This window comes from Desulfurellaceae bacterium, assembly GCA_021296095.1.
Classification (GTDB): Bacteria; Desulfobacterota; Binatia; order Bin18; family Bin18; genus JAAXHF01.
On record JAGWBB010000006.1, the window covers coordinates 122,945 to 139,418 of the forward strand.

General features: G+C 61.2%; 18 protein-coding genes. 9 read left to right on the forward strand and 9 right to left on the reverse strand.

Annotated elements, in window-relative coordinates:
• A partial coding sequence (locus tag J4F42_03000; protein ID MCE2484457.1) for a phosphotransferase occupies positions 1–500 on the forward strand: 500 nt, incomplete at its 5' end.
• A gap of 87 nt (positions 501–587) precedes the next feature.
• Positions 588–2,078, forward strand: a complete 1,491-nt coding sequence (locus J4F42_03005) for an acetyl-CoA carboxylase biotin carboxylase subunit (GenBank protein MCE2484458.1) — start codon at positions 588–590, stop codon at positions 2,076–2,078.
• Between the two features lie 183 nt (positions 2,079–2,261).
• Here J4F42_03005 and J4F42_03010 read toward each other — a convergent pair whose 3' ends face one another.
• Together J4F42_03010 and J4F42_03015 are read right to left on the reverse strand one after the other, a co-directional pair.
• Entirely contained in the window at positions 2,262–3,584 is a 1,323-nt protein-coding gene (locus J4F42_03010) for a methionyl-tRNA formyltransferase (GenBank protein ID MCE2484459.1), read from the reverse strand.
• A gap of 22 nt (positions 3,585–3,606) precedes the next feature.
• Positions 3,607–4,362: an N-formylglutamate amidohydrolase gene (locus J4F42_03015; protein MCE2484460.1), complete on the reverse strand. Its 756-nt coding sequence runs from the start codon at positions 4,360–4,362 to the stop codon at positions 3,607–3,609.
• Positions 4,363–4,573: 211 nt separating this feature from the next.
• On the opposite strand from J4F42_03015, the gene J4F42_03020 reads away from it, so the two are divergent.
• From J4F42_03020 to J4F42_03035, 4 genes are all read left to right on the forward strand, one after another.
• Complete coding sequence (locus J4F42_03020; protein ID MCE2484461.1) at positions 4,574–5,350, forward strand: IclR family transcriptional regulator; 777 nt, start codon at positions 4,574–4,576, stop codon at positions 5,348–5,350.
• Positions 5,351–5,441: 91 nt separating this feature from the next.
• Positions 5,442–6,197, forward strand: coding sequence for an electron transfer flavoprotein subunit beta/FixA family protein (locus J4F42_03025; GenBank protein MCE2484462.1), 756 nt, complete (start codon positions 5,442–5,444; stop codon positions 6,195–6,197).
• Positions 6,198–6,224: 27 nt separating this feature from the next.
• Positions 6,225–7,196 (forward strand): electron transfer flavoprotein subunit alpha/FixB family protein, encoded by a 972-nt coding sequence (locus J4F42_03030; GenBank protein ID MCE2484463.1) that lies wholly within the window; start codon positions 6,225–6,227, stop codon positions 7,194–7,196.
• 185 nt (positions 7,197–7,381) lie between these two features.
• Positions 7,382–7,699, forward strand: coding sequence for a hypothetical protein (locus J4F42_03035; GenBank protein MCE2484464.1), 318 nt, complete (start codon positions 7,382–7,384; stop codon positions 7,697–7,699).
• 390 nt (positions 7,700–8,089) lie between these two features.
• Here J4F42_03035 and speD read toward each other — a convergent pair whose 3' ends face one another.
• Complete coding sequence (speD, locus tag J4F42_03040; GenBank protein MCE2484465.1) at positions 8,090–8,440, reverse strand: adenosylmethionine decarboxylase; 351 nt, start codon at positions 8,438–8,440, stop codon at positions 8,090–8,092.
• A gap of 168 nt (positions 8,441–8,608) precedes the next feature.
• Between speD and J4F42_03045 the strand changes: the two genes are divergently transcribed.
• The 3 genes from J4F42_03045 (at position 8,609) to J4F42_03055 (ending at position 11,866) form a co-directional block, all read left to right on the forward strand.
• Complete coding sequence (locus tag J4F42_03045; protein ID MCE2484466.1) at positions 8,609–9,331, forward strand: hypothetical protein; 723 nt, start codon at positions 8,609–8,611, stop codon at positions 9,329–9,331.
• Positions 9,332–9,397: 66 nt separating this feature from the next.
• Complete coding sequence (locus J4F42_03050) at positions 9,398–10,243, forward strand: DUF350 domain-containing protein (protein ID MCE2484467.1); 846 nt, start codon at positions 9,398–9,400, stop codon at positions 10,241–10,243.
• Positions 10,244–10,285: 42 nt separating this feature from the next.
• Entirely contained in the window at positions 10,286–11,866 is a 1,581-nt protein-coding gene (locus tag J4F42_03055) for a polyamine aminopropyltransferase (GenBank protein ID MCE2484468.1), read from the forward strand.
• A gap of 110 nt (positions 11,867–11,976) precedes the next feature.
• Here J4F42_03055 and J4F42_03060 read toward each other — a convergent pair whose 3' ends face one another.
• The 6 genes from J4F42_03060 to J4F42_03085 all read right to left on the reverse strand — a co-directional run bounded on the left by J4F42_03060 (position 11,977) and on the right by J4F42_03085 (position 16,248).
• A complete protein-coding gene (locus J4F42_03060) occupies positions 11,977–12,528 on the reverse strand; it encodes a DUF4178 domain-containing protein (protein ID MCE2484469.1) in 552 nt (183 codons plus the stop codon).
• 36 nt (positions 12,529–12,564) lie between these two features.
• Positions 12,565–13,281: a PspA/IM30 family protein gene (locus tag J4F42_03065; GenBank protein MCE2484470.1), complete on the reverse strand. Its 717-nt coding sequence runs from the start codon at positions 13,279–13,281 to the stop codon at positions 12,565–12,567.
• Positions 13,282–13,293: 12 nt separating this feature from the next.
• A complete protein-coding gene (locus J4F42_03070; GenBank protein MCE2484471.1) occupies positions 13,294–13,692 on the reverse strand; it encodes a YbjN domain-containing protein in 399 nt (132 codons plus the stop codon).
• A gap of 13 nt (positions 13,693–13,705) precedes the next feature.
• Complete coding sequence (locus J4F42_03075; protein MCE2484472.1) at positions 13,706–14,731, reverse strand: ion transporter; 1,026 nt, start codon at positions 14,729–14,731, stop codon at positions 13,706–13,708.
• Positions 14,732–14,739: 8 nt separating this feature from the next.
• Positions 14,740–15,429, reverse strand: a complete 690-nt coding sequence (locus J4F42_03080; GenBank protein ID MCE2484473.1) for a hypothetical protein — start codon at positions 15,427–15,429, stop codon at positions 14,740–14,742.
• Positions 15,430–15,498: 69 nt separating this feature from the next.
• Complete coding sequence (locus J4F42_03085; protein MCE2484474.1) at positions 15,499–16,248, reverse strand: glucose 1-dehydrogenase; 750 nt, start codon at positions 16,246–16,248, stop codon at positions 15,499–15,501.
• Positions 16,249–16,474 lie beyond the last annotated feature (226 nt).

Genomic DNA, 16,474 nt, shown 5'->3' on the forward strand with positions numbered 1-16,474 from the left:
ACGATGAGCTGGCCCACCATGAGGAGTATCTCGAAGAGCGGCTGCCAAAGGGCATCATCCATGGCGACCTGTTTGCCGACAACCTGCTGTTCCGGGGCAAAAAGGTGTCTGGGGTGCTCGATTTTGAGGCTGCGGCACAGGGAAAACTGATCAGCGACTTGGCCACCGCGGTGAATGCCCTGTGCTATCTGGACGGGCGTTACCACCTCGACCGCTTCAACGCCCTGATTGACGGCTACCAGGAAATGCGGACCCTGGCGCTGGTCGAGTGGGACGCCTTTCCCAATGAACTGCGGTTTTCGGCCCTGCGTTTCACCGTCACCCGGCTGAAGGATTTTGTCTTTCGCAGCGTCAACCGTAAGCGGCGGGTCCACAAGGACTACCAGGACTTTCTGGACCGCTTGGCCGTCCTGCGTCGCGAGCGCCAGGGCGGTATGGACAAGCTGCTGCTGGCCATGGCAACCGGCTACGACTATCGCAAGTACCAGAAGGTGCAGTGAGTCCGGCCCCGGGGAGTAGACAAAACGCCCCGATCAGACTACTGCTGGCTGCCAGACCCTCCGACTCCGCTATCCGAGGCAGTAGCTGTGTTCAAAAAAATTCTGATCGCCAACCGTGGGGAAATCGCTGCCCGCGTCGCCCGCAGCTGTCAGGAGATGGGCATCGCGGCCGTGGCGGTGTATTCCGAGGCCGACCTGTCTTCTCCCCATCTGCACGCGGCTGACGAAGCGGTGTGTATCGGCCCGGCGCCCGCCACCGAAAGCTACCTGAACGGCGCGGCGATTATTGCCGCCGCCCAACACACCGGCGCCCAGGCGATTCATCCGGGCTACGGGTTTCTGTCGGAAAACGCCGCATTCGCCCAGCAGGTGCACGAGGCCGGTTTGACCTTTATCGGGCCGGCGCCGCAATCCTTGTCGGCCGTTGGCAACAAAATCTTTGCTCGCCAGACCGTTGCCGCGCTCGGGGTGCCGGTCATCCCGGCCCTGGAAGAGCCATCGGCCGAGCCGGCGGTGCTCAAAGAACAGGTCGAGACGCTCGGCTATCCGTTGTTGATCAAAGCTGCGGCCGGCGGGGGCGGCAAAGGCATGCGGATTGTCCGCAGCTACGAGGAGTTGGACGAGGCCCTGGCGGCCGCCCAGCGCGAAGCCGCGGCCGCCTTTGCCGAGGGCACGGTATATATTGAGCGCTACCTGGAAAAACCGCACCACGTCGAAGTCCAGCTGCTGGGCGACCAGCACGGGACGCTGGTCCATCTGGGTGAGCGGGAATGCTCGATTCAGCGTCGCTATCAGAAAATTTTTGAAGAAACGCCGTCCCCTACGGTCTCCGAACCGCTGCGGGCGGACATGACCCGGGCGGCCCTGGCCGTAGCCCGAGCCGCAGGCTATTACAACGCCGGCACGGTCGAATTCATCCTGGACGATCAGGGCCGTTTTTACTTCCTGGAAGTCAACGCCCGCCTCCAGGTCGAACACCCGATTACGGAGCTGGTTACCGGCCTCGACCTGGTCCGCGAACAAATCCGGATTGCCGCCGGCGAAGAGCTCGGCTTCGGTCAGGACGATATTCAGCCCAGCGGCCACGCGTGTGAGTGCCGGCTGTACGCCGAAGACCCGGCCAACGGCTTCCTGCCCGCCCCCGGTCCGGTCTTGGCCTGGCAGCCGCCTGCAGGGCCCGGCGTTCGGGTTGACGCGGGGGTGGAGTTGGACAGCCAAGTCAGCGTGTACTACGACCCGCTGATTGCCAAGCTGTCCACTTGGGGCCGAGACCGCGAGCAAGCGCGCCAGCGTATGCAGGCCGCCCTACGCCAGTGTGTGGTGCTCGGCCCGGTCACAAACGGACCGTTTCTCCTTGATGTGTTGGCCCACCCGGCCTTCATTGCCGGACACACTCATACCGGCTTTCTGACCGAACACTTCCAGGACTGGCAACCGGATACGACCACCCATCGCTCGGTCGCCGCCCTGGCTGCGGCGCTGGGCCAGACCCAGCCAAGTTCCGGCCAGGCGACGACCCCACACTCCCCCCCGCCGAGCCCCTGGACCCAACTCGGCGGCTGGCGCTTAGGACAGTAGCGGATGAAGACCACCCTGTACGCACAGGACGAAGCGCTGGTCCTCGACTACACCCAAAACGGGGACAGGTACGAATTCAGCCTGAACGGGCACAGCGGGCAGGCCCAGCTAATCTCGGCCCGCAACGGGTCAATGACGCTGCTTTTCAACATGGACGATGATGACCAGCTGAGCAAGAAGAGATCATCGTCCATGTTGCTTGACGGCCGAGCGGTCCAGGCTCATGTCGTCAGCCACGGCGGCCGCATTCTGGTCGCCGTCGAGGGCCGGGTGTACGAATTCAGTACAGCCCAGGACGGTCGCGGCCGCGAGCGCAAAAGCCAAGCCGGTGGCTGGGAGCCCGAAATCCGCTCGCCTATGCCGGGCAAAATCCTCGAGGTCCGGGTCGAACAGGGCGATGAGGTTGAGGCCAACCAGACCCTGGTGGTGCTCGAAGCCATGAAAATGGAAAACGCCCTGGCCAGCGACGCACAGGCCAGGGTGAAAACGATTCATGTCGCACCGGGAGAGCTGGTCGAACTGGGCCAGATCCTGGTCGAACTGGAGCCGCTCGAATCGTAGGGACGACCCCCCGTGGTCGCCCTTGGGCACCCCCTCACGATCCTTATCCCAGCCTGTCTCCCACCCCCAAACCGCTCTGTTTGGCCACTTCTGCGGCGGCCAGCTTCTTGCCTTGGCCGCGCATTTTCCCGGCCACCAGCGTGCCGCCGGAAGCAGCGATGCTGACGGTCTCCTGACCGACCTCAAGCACCTGTCCGGCTGCAGCCGTGCCGCTGGCAGGCTGCAGCCGATCTGGTCCCGCCAGACGGTATGCGCGCCGGGTTGCGGGTCACAGCCCCGGATCTGGTTGTAAATCTGCTGGGCGGGCTTGGACCAGTCGATCTGGCCGTGTTCATCGGCGCACGGCGGATCGTAGTTGGCCAGCGACTCGTCCTGAACCAGGCGGGGCGGATTGCCGGCCCTGATCAGGTCAACCGACTCGGCAATGGCGTCAACGCCGAGCGAAAAGATTTTGTTGAAGTACAGCGTGCCGGTGGTGTCGTCAGGATCGACCGCGACCTCTTTCTGCAACAGAATCGGCCCGGTATCGATCCCCTCATCAACCCAGAACAGGGTCAGGCCGGTTGTGGTTTCGCCGTTGATCAGAGCCCAGTTCATCGCGCTCCGGCCACGATACTTGGGCAGCAGCGACGGATGAAAACAGATACTGCCCCACTTGGGCGTGTTAAAGACGGCCGGCGGCACAATCTGGGTCACAAAGGCCAGAATCGCCAGATCGGCGTTCAGGTCTGCAAACTTCTTGACCACCTCGGCCTGCTCCCGCTTCATCGACTTGTGCTGGTGGACGGGAATACCGAGATCAATCGCCCGTTGTTTGACCGGGTCAAATCTGCCTTCGGCCGCGTCCGGTGGGCAAAAAACGGCCACCACCTCTTCGCCTCTATCGACCAGCTTCTCCAGGGTTTTTTCGGCAAACGCGGCCTGGCCAATCAAAATAATACGCATACGCTCCCCTTTTCGGTGTTGCTTACCCGTCGCGTCGAGCGAATAGCCCAACACACGCATCACCGATGGCCTCCGCCATCCGGCCAATACTGTCGGGCTGCCCGAGCAGCCTATTATTCATTTCCAGTTCCAGATACACAAGCCGATGCCGCCGGCCATGGCTGCGGGCGCTGAAAATCAGTCCCTCATAGCCGGAGTAGGGCTCATTATGGCGGACCCGATAGCCGGCTTGGTGCAAGCGTCGGCCGAGGTCGGCGGCCACGTCCCGGTAGTCATCAAACAGTACCCCGATATCAAATGCGCGCTCGTGCCCGGCTTGGCCGCGCAGGGCCGGGGTAAAACTGTGCAGGCTGAGCAGGGACGGCCGGACGTGCCCGGTCAGCAGCTTCCCGAGCGTAGCATCAACCGCGTCGTGATACGGCTGGTAAAACCGTGTGAGACGCTTGTGCCGCTCGGCTGCCGAGAGGCGCTGATTACCGGGGATGGGTGTCCCGTCGCTGTGGCTGACGATCAGATCATGATCGTGCGGCGTGCGGTTACAGTCGATGAGCAGACGCGAGTAGCGCGAGCAGACCGCCGGGGCGTCCAGCCTCCGCACGACAGCCTCAAGAACCGCCCGGGCCCCGATATCCCAGCCGATGTGCCGGCCCAGGGCGGCCTGGCTCAGGCCGAGATTGCGGTATGCGGCCGGCACCCGACACGAGGCGTGTTCACAGGTCAGGAGGAGTGGAAAACGCCCGTCCGGGTTGAGAATATCGAAAGCCGTCTCCGCATCCACCATGTCTCTCCTGCTCAGGCCGGGCCGGGCCAGCGTGGCGTAGACCATGTTGACAAAGGGAAATCACATCCTCTAGGGTAGAACGTCATTTGCTTAGAGCCCAGCGGTGTAAAGGGGAACCGTACTCTCTTCCTGATGAGGCGGTCATCAAAGTGAACGATAATCTCATTTCACTCAGAAGGTCATCATCGTTCCCTTTTGAGGAGGAAGCATGGTCCGCCGTGAAAAAAGCAACTATATCATCCAAGCCGTGATCCATGCTTTGGATGTGCTGGAACAGTTCCATGGCGATGGGGAACTGGGCGTTACCGAGCTGAGCAAACGGCTGGATCTGCATAAAAACAACGTTTTCCGTATTCTGGCAACCCTGGAGTCCCGTGGCTATATAGAACAGAATCGCTCGACTGAGAACTACCGTTTGGGAACAAACTGCCTCCAGCTGGGCCAGACCTATATTCAGCATATGGGCCTGTTGCAACAGGCCAGGTCGATCATGACCGAGGTAGTCAAAGACTGCCGCGAGAGTGCCTATGTGGCCGTCATGCGCAAGGGAAAAGTCGTGCCGCTGGCCATGGTCGAGTCCGACCAGCCGGTTCGTATCGTCTCCCAGGTCGGCGAAAACCTGCCGCTGCACTGCACTGCGGTAGGCAAGGTGCATCTGGCGTTCGAGCCGGCCGAGGAAATCCAGCGCATCCTGTCCGACGAGCTGACCCTGCACACCCAACGGACGATTACCGACCGGCCGGTTCTGATTGAGCAGTTAGGCGCGATCGCCAGCAAGGGCTACGCGGTCGATAATGGGGAATATGTGCCCGACGTGCACACCGTCGCCGTGCCCGTCAAAGACTATACGCGCACGGTTGTCGGCAGCCTGGCGGTCAGCGGTCCAGCCTATCGGATCCCGCCCGAGCGGGCAGAACGTGAAATCATCCCGCTGGCCATCAAGGCCGGCCACGAGTTATCAAACCGTCTGGGCTATCCAAGGTAGACGATGATCTCTTTTTGATGGGAGGGTCATCATCGTCCACCTTGCATGCCTGAACGGTGCTGCACAGCGCGAGCTGAGGAGGAAAACAGCGGTGAAGATACTTGTCACAGTCAAGCGGGTGCCCGACCCGGAGACCACGATTCGGGTTAATGCCGACAACTCCGGAATTGTCACCGATAATGTGAAGTATGTGATCAACCCTTTTGACGAAATCGCGATTGAGGAAGGGCTGCGGATCAAGGAAAAAGTCAGCGGCAGTGAGGTGATCCTGGCCAGTATCGGCCAGAAGGTCAACACCGAGCAGTTGCGGACCGGGCTGGCCATGGGTGCCGACCGGGCTCTGCTGGTGCTGGCCGATCAGGATCTCGATCCGCTCGGCGTGGCCCGGGTGCTGGCCACGCTGGTCGAAAGCGAGAGCCCCGACCTGGTTCTGATGGGCAAGCAGGCGATTGACGACGATTCAAACCAGGCCGGACAGATGCTGGCCGCCCTGCTCGGCTGGCCGCAGGCAACCTTTGCCTCTGAGATCACGCTGTCCGACGACCAGCAGTCGGTCGAGGTCATCCGCGAGGTGGACGGCGGTCTGGAAACCGTCGGCTTTGGGCTGCCGGGCCTGGTCACCGCCGACCTGCGTCTCAATGAGCCGCGGTACGCCTCGCTGCCGGGGATCATGAAAGCGCGCAAAAAAGAGATCAGAGAGATCCCGCTGGCTGAGCTGGGGGTGGACACCAGCCTGCGCCTCAGCGTGCAGTCCATGCAGCCGCCGGCCAAGAAAGAAGCCGGCAAGATCGTCGAGTCGGTGCAAGAACTCGTCGAACTGCTGCACACCGAAGCCAAAGTGCTCTAAGCACCATCACCTTTTGAGGAGCCTGTCATGGGGAATGTACTGGTCTATGCCGAAACAAAAAACGGACACCTGCCAAAGAGTACGCTGATCGCCATTCAGGCCGGCAAAGAGGCGGCCGGCAAGCTCGGCGGAGACGTGCTGGTTGCGGTCCTGGGCGCCGGTCTAGAAAGCGCGGCCCAGGAAGCGGCCGGCTATGGTGCGGCCAAAGTCCTGGCCGTGGACAATCCAGCGCTGGCCAACTATCTGGCCGACGCGTATGCCGCCGCCCTCGAACAGCTGGTCAGTCGCAACGAGGTGTCGCTTCTGCTGGCCACCTCTACCGCCCAGGGCAAGGATATGCTGCCCCGGGTCGCCGCCCGGCTCAACGTCGGGATGGCCAGCGATATTGTGGGAGTCAATGACGACGGCACGTTTCAGCGTCCGATGTATGCCGGCAACGCGATTGCGACGGTATCGCTGGACGGGGCGGTGCAGGTCGTATCGGTGCGTGGCACGGCCTTTGACGCGGCCCATCCGGGCGACCAATCGCCGGTTGAACAGGCCGATATCAGCCTTGAGGCGGCCGACCAACAGATGCGCTTTGTTGTCTTTAACGAGATCAAATCCGACCGGCCGACGCTGGCCGATGCGAGTATTGTCATTTCGGGTGGCCGGGGACTCAAGTCCGGAGAGAATTTCAAAGAGTATCTGGAGCCCCTGGTTGATGCCATGGGCGCGGCCATGGGTGCCAGCCGGGCGGCGGTTGACGCCGGTTTTGTGCCCAACGACCTGCAAGTCGGTCAGACCGGCAAAGTCGTTGCGCCCGAGCTGTATTTTGCGGTCGGCATCTCCGGGGCCATTCAGCACCTGGCGGGCATGAAAGACTCCAAGGTCATCGTCTCGATCAACAAAGACCCCGAAGCCCCGATCTTCAACGTGTCCGATTACGGTTTGGTGGCCGACCTGTTTCAGGCCGTCCCGGAGCTGACCGAGGAAATTAAAAAGCTGAAGGCCGAGTAGAGCCGGGGAGGGCCGGCCGGCAGCCGCAAGGTGAGCGGTGATGGGCGCCTCATCGGTCGAGCGCGCGGGGTAGCCTGAAGAACGGCTCAAGGCTGCCCTGGATCGTTTTCTTGAACGGGACCGCGAGATCGGGCGCTGTTTGAGCTGTCGCCCCGCCAGGACAGTGAGAAAGGAGCCACACAGCCATGAGCGCGCCGGCCTTTGACACCCACAAAGCCGTCATGGCCCTCAAGCAGGCCGGCTTCGAGGAGAGCCAAGCCGAGGCCGTGGTCAACACCATGGGCGAGGCCCTGGGCGGCAACATCGCCACCAAAGCCGATCTCACCGAGGTCCGCGCTGCCCTGGAAGGAGACCTCGCGGCCGTGAAAGCAAAGCTGGAGACCGATATTGCCGTCGTGCGGACGGAGATGGCCGAGCAGTTTGCCGCTCTCTACAAACAGCTCTGGCTCATGGCCGTCGGCATCGTCGGCCTGACTGTCACCCTGGTCAAACTCATTCCATAACGACGGTCCCGGGTGATGTGAATGGCCCGGCCCGCGCGAGGTGGGAGAGCAGCATGGAGGACGTAATAGACACCTTTGTTGGTGTGAGTTTGGTCATCTGAGCCGGTTCCATCCTGATTTGTGCAAAAATCGCAGAGACAACACAACGCAGTAGCGCCCCATGGAGTGTCGACGGTTGGCGACGCCGATCACTCTTCTGACACGGTCTCCAGGTCTGCGTGTAGGGAAGGAAGCAACGGACTTGTTCTCTAAGTCTTTGAGGGCTTTCTTTTCCTCAGAGCGGCCCCATAGCACCCTCTTGGGTCAACCGTAAAGATTTTCCCCTCTCATCTTATCCTGGAGGGAGAAAAATCTGGAGCGGGGCGACCCACCTTAGGAAGCGATCACCGCTCAGCGCTCCCCTCTGTCCACCCGCTGGGTATGGACGGTGTGGGGCGCGAAGGTCTGGGTCAGGATGTCCAGGACCGCCTGGGGATCGGCGCTGCCGCACGAAAAAATATCCACCGCCATATACCCGTGTTCGGGAAAAGTATGGAAGGTGGCGTGGGACACGGATAGCAGAAACATGCCGGTCACGCCTTGTCCGCCGTCGGCAAAGCGGTGGCTGAGCTGGTGGAGCACGCTGAAACCGGCTCCGTCAAGCGCGGCGCGAAAGACGCGCACCAGCTCTCCTTCGTCCCGCAGTAGCGCCAAGTCTATGCCGTACAGGTCGGCGAGCAGATGGGTACCTATTCTGGACATGGTCGTAACCGCGTGTCCCGCTTCAGTCTGATGCCTCGTGTCTGTCGAGCTTGACGCTGGCCACAAGTTTGTTCATTCTGAACGGTGTCTCTCGGCTGGCAGTAGGAAACGTGATAACAGATCATCTCAAGAAGACATCATGTTTCCTACTGGTGGCAAGGGCACGGCATGCGTCATATCTTTTCCACACCGCTTCTCGGCCCGGTGCTGATCCTCGGGCTGATCCTCGTGCCGGTGCTCGGCCTGCCGGGCTGTTCCGCTCCCCGGTCTCCACTCGACCAACTCAAGGCTCAGCTGCGCGACGCTCCCGAGTACACCATCGCCCTGGAGGACATGCGGCAGGACGGCACATTTTTTCCTGCATACTACCACAAATACAAGGTCCTGCAGGGCGAGCAGGTGTGGTCAAGCAACTGGCTCGAGGTCTCAGAGGAGTTCTATCGCAGGAATGAAAACTTCCTCGGCATGAGCCTGGCCTCGAAACGCGAAGGACAGGAAACCACTACCCCCCATCCGGCCGGCTATCACTACGTCGGCAATGAACAATACGGGCGGTGGCGGAACGATAGCCAGGGCAACTCCTTCTGGGAATTTTACGGCAAATATGCGCTGCTGAGAGACGTGCTGGGGCTGGCCGGAGGAAGCATCTTTCGCCGGGATTATGACCAGTATCGGGGCTACCAGAGCCAGAACCGGCCCTACTACGGTCCGACCGGTCGCGAGTACGGCACCAACGGCACCACCACCAGACAGCGCAACCCGAGCTTTTTTGAGCGCCGTCAAGCCCGGGAGGTAGCCAGTCAGCAGCGCTTCCGCCAGAAGTTCCAAAACCGGGTCGGCCGCAGCAGTGGCGCCTCGCTCCGCTCGCGCAGCTTTGGCTTCGGCAAATAAAGGTGAGCGTGATGTCCTCCAGATCTCTGTTGCTATCACGCTCACCTTTTGACGACCGGGGACGCCATGACGCTTGATGGACTGATTCTGGCCCTGCTGTATCTCGTGTGTGCCTACGCCTTGTTCTGGGTCGGCAAGCGCGTGTTCGATGTGCTGCACCCCGCGTTTCGGGTCACCACAGAGCTGGTGGACAACGACAATGTCGCCCTGGCCCTGGCCCTGGTCGGCTATTACCTGGGGCTGGTGCTCACCATCGGCGGGGTGCTCAGCGGCCCCTCACACGGCTTGGTCGAAGACATGGTCGATATCCTGCTGTACGGCCCCTTGGGCATCGTGCTGCTCAACCTCTCGACCCTGGTCAGCGACAAGCTGATTCTGTTTCAGTTCGACAACGAACGGGAAATTATCCACGACCAGAATGCGGGCACCGGTATCAGCGAAGCCGGGGTGTATACCGCCACCGGTCTCATCCTGTTCGGCGCCCTGTCGGGGGAAACCGGTACGATCTGGACCGCCCTGGCCTTTTGGGGTCTGGGACAGCTGGGCTTGATTCTGACCGGGCTGGTGTATGAGTGGATTACCCCCTACAGCATCCACACCGAGATTGAGCGCGATAATGTCGCGGTCGGGGTCAGCTTTGCCGGAGCGCTGATCGCCATGGGCAATATCCTGGGCTTTGCCGCCAGCGAGGAATTCTTCTCCTGGCAGCGCAATGTCCTGGCCTTCGGCAGCTATGCCCTGGTCGGGCTGGTCTTCCTGCCGGCGGTGCGTTTCGCCACCGACAAGCTTCTGCTGCCCGGCACGAGCATATCGGCCAAGCTGGTTGAACAAGACCACCCCCATCTCGGCGTGGCCTGTCTCGAGATGTTCTCCTACGTGAGTGCGTCTTTCCTGATCATCTGGTGTGTCTAGCCTCACTGTGGTTCATCCTAAGCCTGTAGAGAGAAAGACAGGATGAACCACCTTCTGAAGCTGTGCCTGTTTGCGACCGGCTGCGCGGGCATTGTGGCCGAGTTCGTGCTGTGCACCCTGGCCAGTTACTTCCTCGGCAATGCCACCCTGCAGTGGACCCTGCTGATGTCGCTGATGCTGTTTGCCATGGGGCTGGGCAGTCGCCTGAGTCGCTCCTTCAGCACCAATCTGCTCGATACCTTTACCCTGCTCGAGTTCGGCCTGTCGGTCCTGTGCGCGAGTGTCGCGGCCGCCAGCTATGCCATGTCCCCTTTTTTCAACAATGTCGGGTTCGTCATTTATCCCCTGGCAGCCGCTATCGGCCTGTTGATCGGCATGGAAATCCCGCTCATCACCCGTGTCAATGCCGACTACGAAGAACTGCGGGTGAACATCTCTTCGGTCCTGGAAAAGGACTATTACGGGGCGCTGGCGGGGGGCCTGATCTTTGCCTTTGTGGCCCTGCCGTATCTCGGCCTGACCTATACCCCGGTGGCGCTGGGGACGGTCAACTTTGCCGTGGCGTCCGTGTTTGTGGTCCGCTTCCGGTCCTTGTTGGCCCGCCCGCGGCTCATGTCGGGACTGTGGGCCGGAGTGAGCCTCGGCCTGGTCGGCCTGGCCGTAGGAGCCCAACCAATCATCCTGTTTGGCGAGCAAACACTGTACAAAGATACCGTCATCCTGGTCAAACAGACCCCCTACCAGCGCCTGGTCATGACGCGCTGGCGGCAGGACTACTGGCTGTACATCAACGGCAACCAACAGTTCAGCAGCTATGACGAGGAGCGCTACCATGAGCCCCTGGTTCACCCGGCCCTGAGCCTGGTCGGCAACAGGTGGACGCTGCCGAGCACGACACTGGGCAGGGATCAGGATTCACCTGTTGGGCGGGAGATTCTGATTCTGGGCGGCGGCGACGGTCTGGCGGCGCGCGAGGTCCTCAAACATCCGGGCGTCACCCGCCTCACCCTGGTTGACCTCGACCCGGCCATGACCGAGCTGGCGTCTTCCCACCCGGTCCTCGTCCAGCTCAACGATAACGCCCTGCACGATCCCCGGGTCGAGATTGTGCACGCCGATGCGTTCGCCTTTCTGCGGACGGCCGAGCGGCTGTTCGACGTCATCATCGTCGATCTGCCCGACCCCAATTCGGTCGCCCTGGCGCGTCTGTATTCGCTCAATTTTTACCGCCTGTGCAAGAAGCAGCTCAAACGGGGCGGGGTGGTGGTGACCCAGGCGACAAGCCCGTTTTTTACCCGTCGGGCGTTTGTGTGCATCGACAAGACGCTCGGGGCGGCCGGCCTGAGTACGCTGGCCTACCACACCCACATTCCAACCATGGGCGAGTGGGGGTTTGTGTTAGGCGTAGACGCCAGCCTGCTGGACGACAAGGCGCTCAAAGAAACCGTTACAGGTCTGGCGTTTGATGAGATTGAGACGCGTTTCCTGAACCGAGCAGCGATGCTGTCCATGGCCCATTTTGGCAAGGGGATGTTTGACGATCGCGCCCAAATCAAAGTGAACGAAGAGAGCCGGCCGATCCTGCACGAGTACTACAGACGCGGCCGCTGGGAGGTGTATTGACGGGAATGTTGGGCGCTCTGTCTGACAAGCCAGAAACGGCTCAGTGATAAGTCAGATCGAGGTGGAGAACGATGGGCGACGGGCTGGGCAGCGAGGCAACGGGCACGCGATCACTCCTCGTGCTGGGGCAAAATATTCTGAAACTCGTAGGCCTGCACCGTCTTGCCGACAGAGGCGTCAAACTCGGTCTCGCCCCACTGTTCGATCGTCAGCAGTTTCTCACCCGTCTCGTCCGTGTAGTCCCAGTAGATCAGCTCATCGCCGGCCACCCGACCATCGGGAAAGCAATACCCCGCGCCACTCTCTTCCAGGCTGTAGCGGGTCCCGTCGTACACAATCGCCTGGGGCGGGTCGTCGTGCTGAAGCAGATGGTCTTTGACCGCCGGGCCGAGGGCCGAAAACGCAATCTTGCGGCTGACCGACCAGACGTATTCATCGTCCTTCTCGGCTCCCAGATAGCAGCGCTCATCGCCCGAGAAGAGTTCCCACTCGTGGGCTTGGTCGCCGTCAAAGTCATACCGGTTGTGGCTGGTGACCTGCCAAGTTTTCAGGTCGTAATCGACCAGATAGCCCTTTTTCAGGTCGGTCAGGGAAAGATCGAGCGGATCCACCTCTGGCTCTTTGTCGGCAAACAAGCCTTTTAACCAGTCGCGGAATGACACCGGCCTTCTCCCTCTTTATCAGCGTTCACCTTGGTGCTAGGCGCCGGCGGCGATCCCCATCTTGGCCTTCAGCTCGGCCAGGGCGTTACTGGTCGCGGGTGCAGCCTTTGCGTTCAGGGCATTGTCAATCTCATCCTCAACGGTCTGATCGGCGTCGGCCAGCGACCCGTAGGCCTGGGCCAGCGATTCGTCCTCTTCCACCTTGGTGCGCATCTTTTCCAGCATGGTGATCGTGCCCGACGAGTCGATCTTGGACAGCTGCTGGTTGATCTTCTTGGTCGAAGCCGCAGTTTTGGCCCGCGCTTTGAGGGTGATCAGATCGTTTTCATACTTTGAGACGGTGGCTTTGAGCTTCTCGATTTTCCCCTGGAGCTGGGAGGCCATGCCATCCTGGGTCTGCCAGTCCTGCTGGCTCCGGGTGGCCTTTTCCAGGCACTCTTCTTTGCGCCGCAGGGCTTCGCTCGCCAAGCGCTCGGCCTCGGCCTGGTCAAGCGCGCCGCTCTGCATCTTCTGGAGTAGCAGCATGGCCTTGCGCTCGTACTCGGCGGCCATATTTTTATTGTCGTCGGCGTCCCGTCGAAGCCGGATGGCAATGGCTTTGACCTCGGCCAAACTGCCCATGCTGGCCTGGAGATCACGCTTGAGGTCACGGATGCCCTGCTCGGTCATTTTGATCGGGTCTTCAAACTTATCGAGGGCCGCGTGGGCCTCGGACTGTCCGAACTTGAACAGTCGCTGAAAAACGCTTGTCATAGGTCTTCTCCCTTATTGTTTGCTAAAGGCCAGCAGCTCGTCGGCATTTTCGGCCAGGGCCAGGCTGAGCGCCTCAATCGAGCCTTCCAATTCGTTCATGTCCAGGTTTTCCAGGCGCAAGGTATCCCGGAACAAGACCAGCGTGCCGGCTTCGTCGAGCACGAACGCGCCGTGGACGAGGGTCCGGTTCATTTGTAGCAGCCGCTCGAACATCGCGCCCGGATTGCCCGGGACCGGCAGAATCATCTGCTCAAGGATAAGAATCGGATCTTCACAGTCGACGATCAGATCGGTAATCCCGTTGTCTTCATCCCGAACCATCACCAGCTCCTGAGCTGGGTCCTCCTCGGTGATCGCATAGCCCAAGTCGAGCAAAAACGTTTTCACCGTCTCAAAATATGCTGAGGGCATACCCACTTTCCTCCTACGCCTGACGATCTTTGCCAACCACAATGAGACGATCTCTCTCGTCGATTATATAGCTATTCGGAGGGTTGGCAAGAAAGCGACCCTGGTGCACGCTCTCAACCGCCACGACAATGATATTGCGGTCCGTCTTGAGGGTGGTCAGTACCTCAAGAAAAGGCCGGCCGACGCAGACTTGGGGCGGCACGATTTTATAAATCTCGCTGCCAAAGCGGCTACTCACCAGCTCGGTAATGATCTGCGTCACGCCGTGGTCGAGGCTGGCCCGGACCAGCAGATTGGTACTGATTTCGCCCAAGACAATAATCTCGTCGGCCTTGGCCAGGCGACAGTGCTCGACATTTTTGCGATCAACCAGCTCCACACTGGTGTACAACTCCGGATATGTCTCCTTAATCGTCAGCGTACCGAGGATGGTCTTGGCGTCTCGGGTGTGCGCCTCAACGCTCTCATCGGACAGGACAATGGCCGCCTGGGCCTGCCCGGCGTTGGCCTTGCGTAAGGTATCCTGGGTCACCGGACCGTTCACAAAGTACACCTGGGCATCGTCCAAGGGCTTGGTCGTCAGCTCGGCGATCAGGACCACCGGCCGGCTCTGGTTTGCCCCATCGGCCCGGATTTCTTCGACAATTTCCCGGACTTTATAACTCCAGCCGCACAGTACCAGATGCTGAGTGACCCGTACCGGATTCACGCCTTTTTCCTCCTGTCGTCGTTCTTCAACAAAGATGCTGGCCAGGGTGGCCGTCAACAGGCCCAGAAAGCCGATGCCAAACAGCATCAGCAATACGCCGACAACCCGACCGCCCACGGATGCCGGATAAATATCCCCATAGCCGACGGTGGTGATAGTCACAATCGTCCACCACAGCGAGTCGGTCAGGGGCAGCGAGTCAAAGTAGGCGATGCCCAGCATGCCGGCCAGAATGATCACCACCAGGGCCAGCAGGACCCGGTCCAGCCTATCCTTGCGGAGCGTCTGGGCGACACGCTTGAGCAGATCAAGCACACCGAACATAGCCACGCTGCATCCTACCAGACCGAGTCCGGCAGCGGCAGACCGGCGTAATCCCGGGCGCCGAGGGGTTGCTCGGGGGTGAGCCCGACCGTCTCCAGCAGGGCATACACCTGGCGCAGGTGCTGGGCCGCGTGCCAGCTGGTCCGTTCCAACAGGGCGTGCAGCGACTGGGCTCCGTAGTAGGTCTGCACTACAACAGAAAACGGCTGGCCGGGGTGGGCGGCAAACCAGTCCGACAGCTGGACCCGCACGGTTTCCCCGTAGCGCGCCAGGGCGACGCCGTCGCGCATCTCGGCCGGCGCTGCTTCCAGCAGCCAGGCGGCCGGAAAGCGCCCCTCTCGGGCCGCGTCGCGAAAACCGAGGCTGAGCCGGAAGATATGATAGCCGATGTCGCCCAGCGTCCGGTCACGGTCGGGAGCCGTAGTCCGCAGCCGTTCGGCCGGGACGGGTCGCAGCGCCCGTTGGGTAGCGTCCAGAATCCGGTCCAGCCGCGCGGCAAGTTCTGGCGGCGAAAGCTGAGGGCGATCCGAATAGGGTACGCCGACCAGGGCGGCCAGGGCGGGCGGATTCCAGCCATGCACAATCTGTTCCCCGACCGCGACAGCCGGGACGAGTGGCACCTGGCGGCGCTTCAGCTCGGCCGCAGCCTGCGGGTCGTCCTCAACATTGACCGCCTCAAAGGCAATGCCCCATGACGAAAGCAACTCTTTCGTTTTGGCGCACGAGCTTCAGCCGGGGCGGTAGAAGAGTCTGGGAGTCATCCTGCCTGCCTCCTATTGGGCGGTGAAGCCGCCGTCGATGACCAGCTCGGCCCCGGTGACGTATGACGCCTCGTCAGACGCCAGAAACAGGGCGCCGTAGGCGACCTCTCGGGGCTTGCCGTCCCGTCTGAGCGGGGTCAGGTTAATCACCATCTCCCGCCGCTCGGACGCCAGCGGGGCGGTCATCGGGGTTTCAATCCGGCCCGGATGAATGGAGTTCACCCGGATATTATCCTGGGCGTATTGGACGGCGGCATTTTTGGTCAGCAGCCGCACCGCGCCCTTACTGGCCTGGTAGGCGGGAATGTTCGGCAGCCCGACCAGCCCGGCGACCGACGAGATATTGATGATCGATCCCCCGCCCGCCCGGCGCATGGCCGGAATGGCGTGTTTCATGCCCAGGAACACGCCGGTCTGGTTCACGTTAATGACCTCGTGCCAGGCCTCCAGACTGGTCTCGTCCAGCGGCGCCATGCGGACAATGCCGGCGTTATTGATCAGGATGCTGAGCTGACCGTAGGTCTGTTCGGCCGTTTCAACGGCGCCTTGCCAGTCGCTCTCCAGGGTCACGTCCAGGTGGACGTAGCGCGCGTCCCCGCCCTGTCGAACGATGTCCTGGGCCGCCTGCTGGCCCTGGTCGTCCAACACATCGGCCAGCACCACCTTGGCCCCCTCCTGGGCAAACAGGTCTGCCTCGGCCTGTCCCATACCCCGGGCTGCGCCGGAGATCAGCGCGACTTTTCCGTCGAGTCGTCCTGCCATATCCCTCTCCTTACACCATGATCTCTATTTGCTGCGTCTCAATGGTCAAGGGCAGCCCTACTCAGGCGGCACGTTGAAGTCATTTCAGATAATCCGCGCAGAACTCCCGTACGAATAGCAACGTTTGCTGAACTTGGATAGAGTTATACCTAGGGTCTGTCATCAGTTAGGAGACATCCTTGGGGATTCCTCCCCTGCTGAGCTATACTGCTCGCAGGAGCCAGAG

Coding starts and splice junctions, on each gene's coding strand:
- J4F42_03055 (MCE2484468.1), top strand. CDS start 10,286: ATGAACCACCTTCTGAAGCTGTGCCTGTTTGCGACCGGCTGCGCGGGC.
- speD (MCE2484465.1), bottom strand. CDS start 8,440: ATGTCCAGAATAGGTACCCATCTGCTCGCCGACCTGTACGGCATAGAC.
- J4F42_03085 (MCE2484474.1), bottom strand. CDS start 16,248: ATGGCAGGACGACTCGACGGAAAAGTCGCGCTGATCTCCGGCGCAGCC.
- J4F42_03030 (MCE2484463.1), top strand. CDS start 6,225: ATGGGGAATGTACTGGTCTATGCCGAAACAAAAAACGGACACCTGCCA.
- J4F42_03035 (MCE2484464.1), top strand. CDS start 7,382: ATGAGCGCGCCGGCCTTTGACACCCACAAAGCCGTCATGGCCCTCAAG.
- J4F42_03045 (MCE2484466.1), top strand. CDS start 8,609: ATGCGTCATATCTTTTCCACACCGCTTCTCGGCCCGGTGCTGATCCTC.
- J4F42_03010 (MCE2484459.1), bottom strand. CDS start 3,584: ATGCGTATTATTTTGATTGGCCAGGCCGCGTTTGCCGAAAAAACCCTG.
- J4F42_03050 (MCE2484467.1), top strand. CDS start 9,398: ATGACGCTTGATGGACTGATTCTGGCCCTGCTGTATCTCGTGTGTGCC.
- J4F42_03065 (MCE2484470.1), bottom strand. CDS start 13,281: ATGACAAGCGTTTTTCAGCGACTGTTCAAGTTCGGACAGTCCGAGGCC.
- J4F42_03070 (MCE2484471.1), bottom strand. CDS start 13,692: ATGCCCTCAGCATATTTTGAGACGGTGAAAACGTTTTTGCTCGACTTG.
- J4F42_03020 (MCE2484461.1), top strand. CDS start 4,574: ATGGTCCGCCGTGAAAAAAGCAACTATATCATCCAAGCCGTGATCCAT.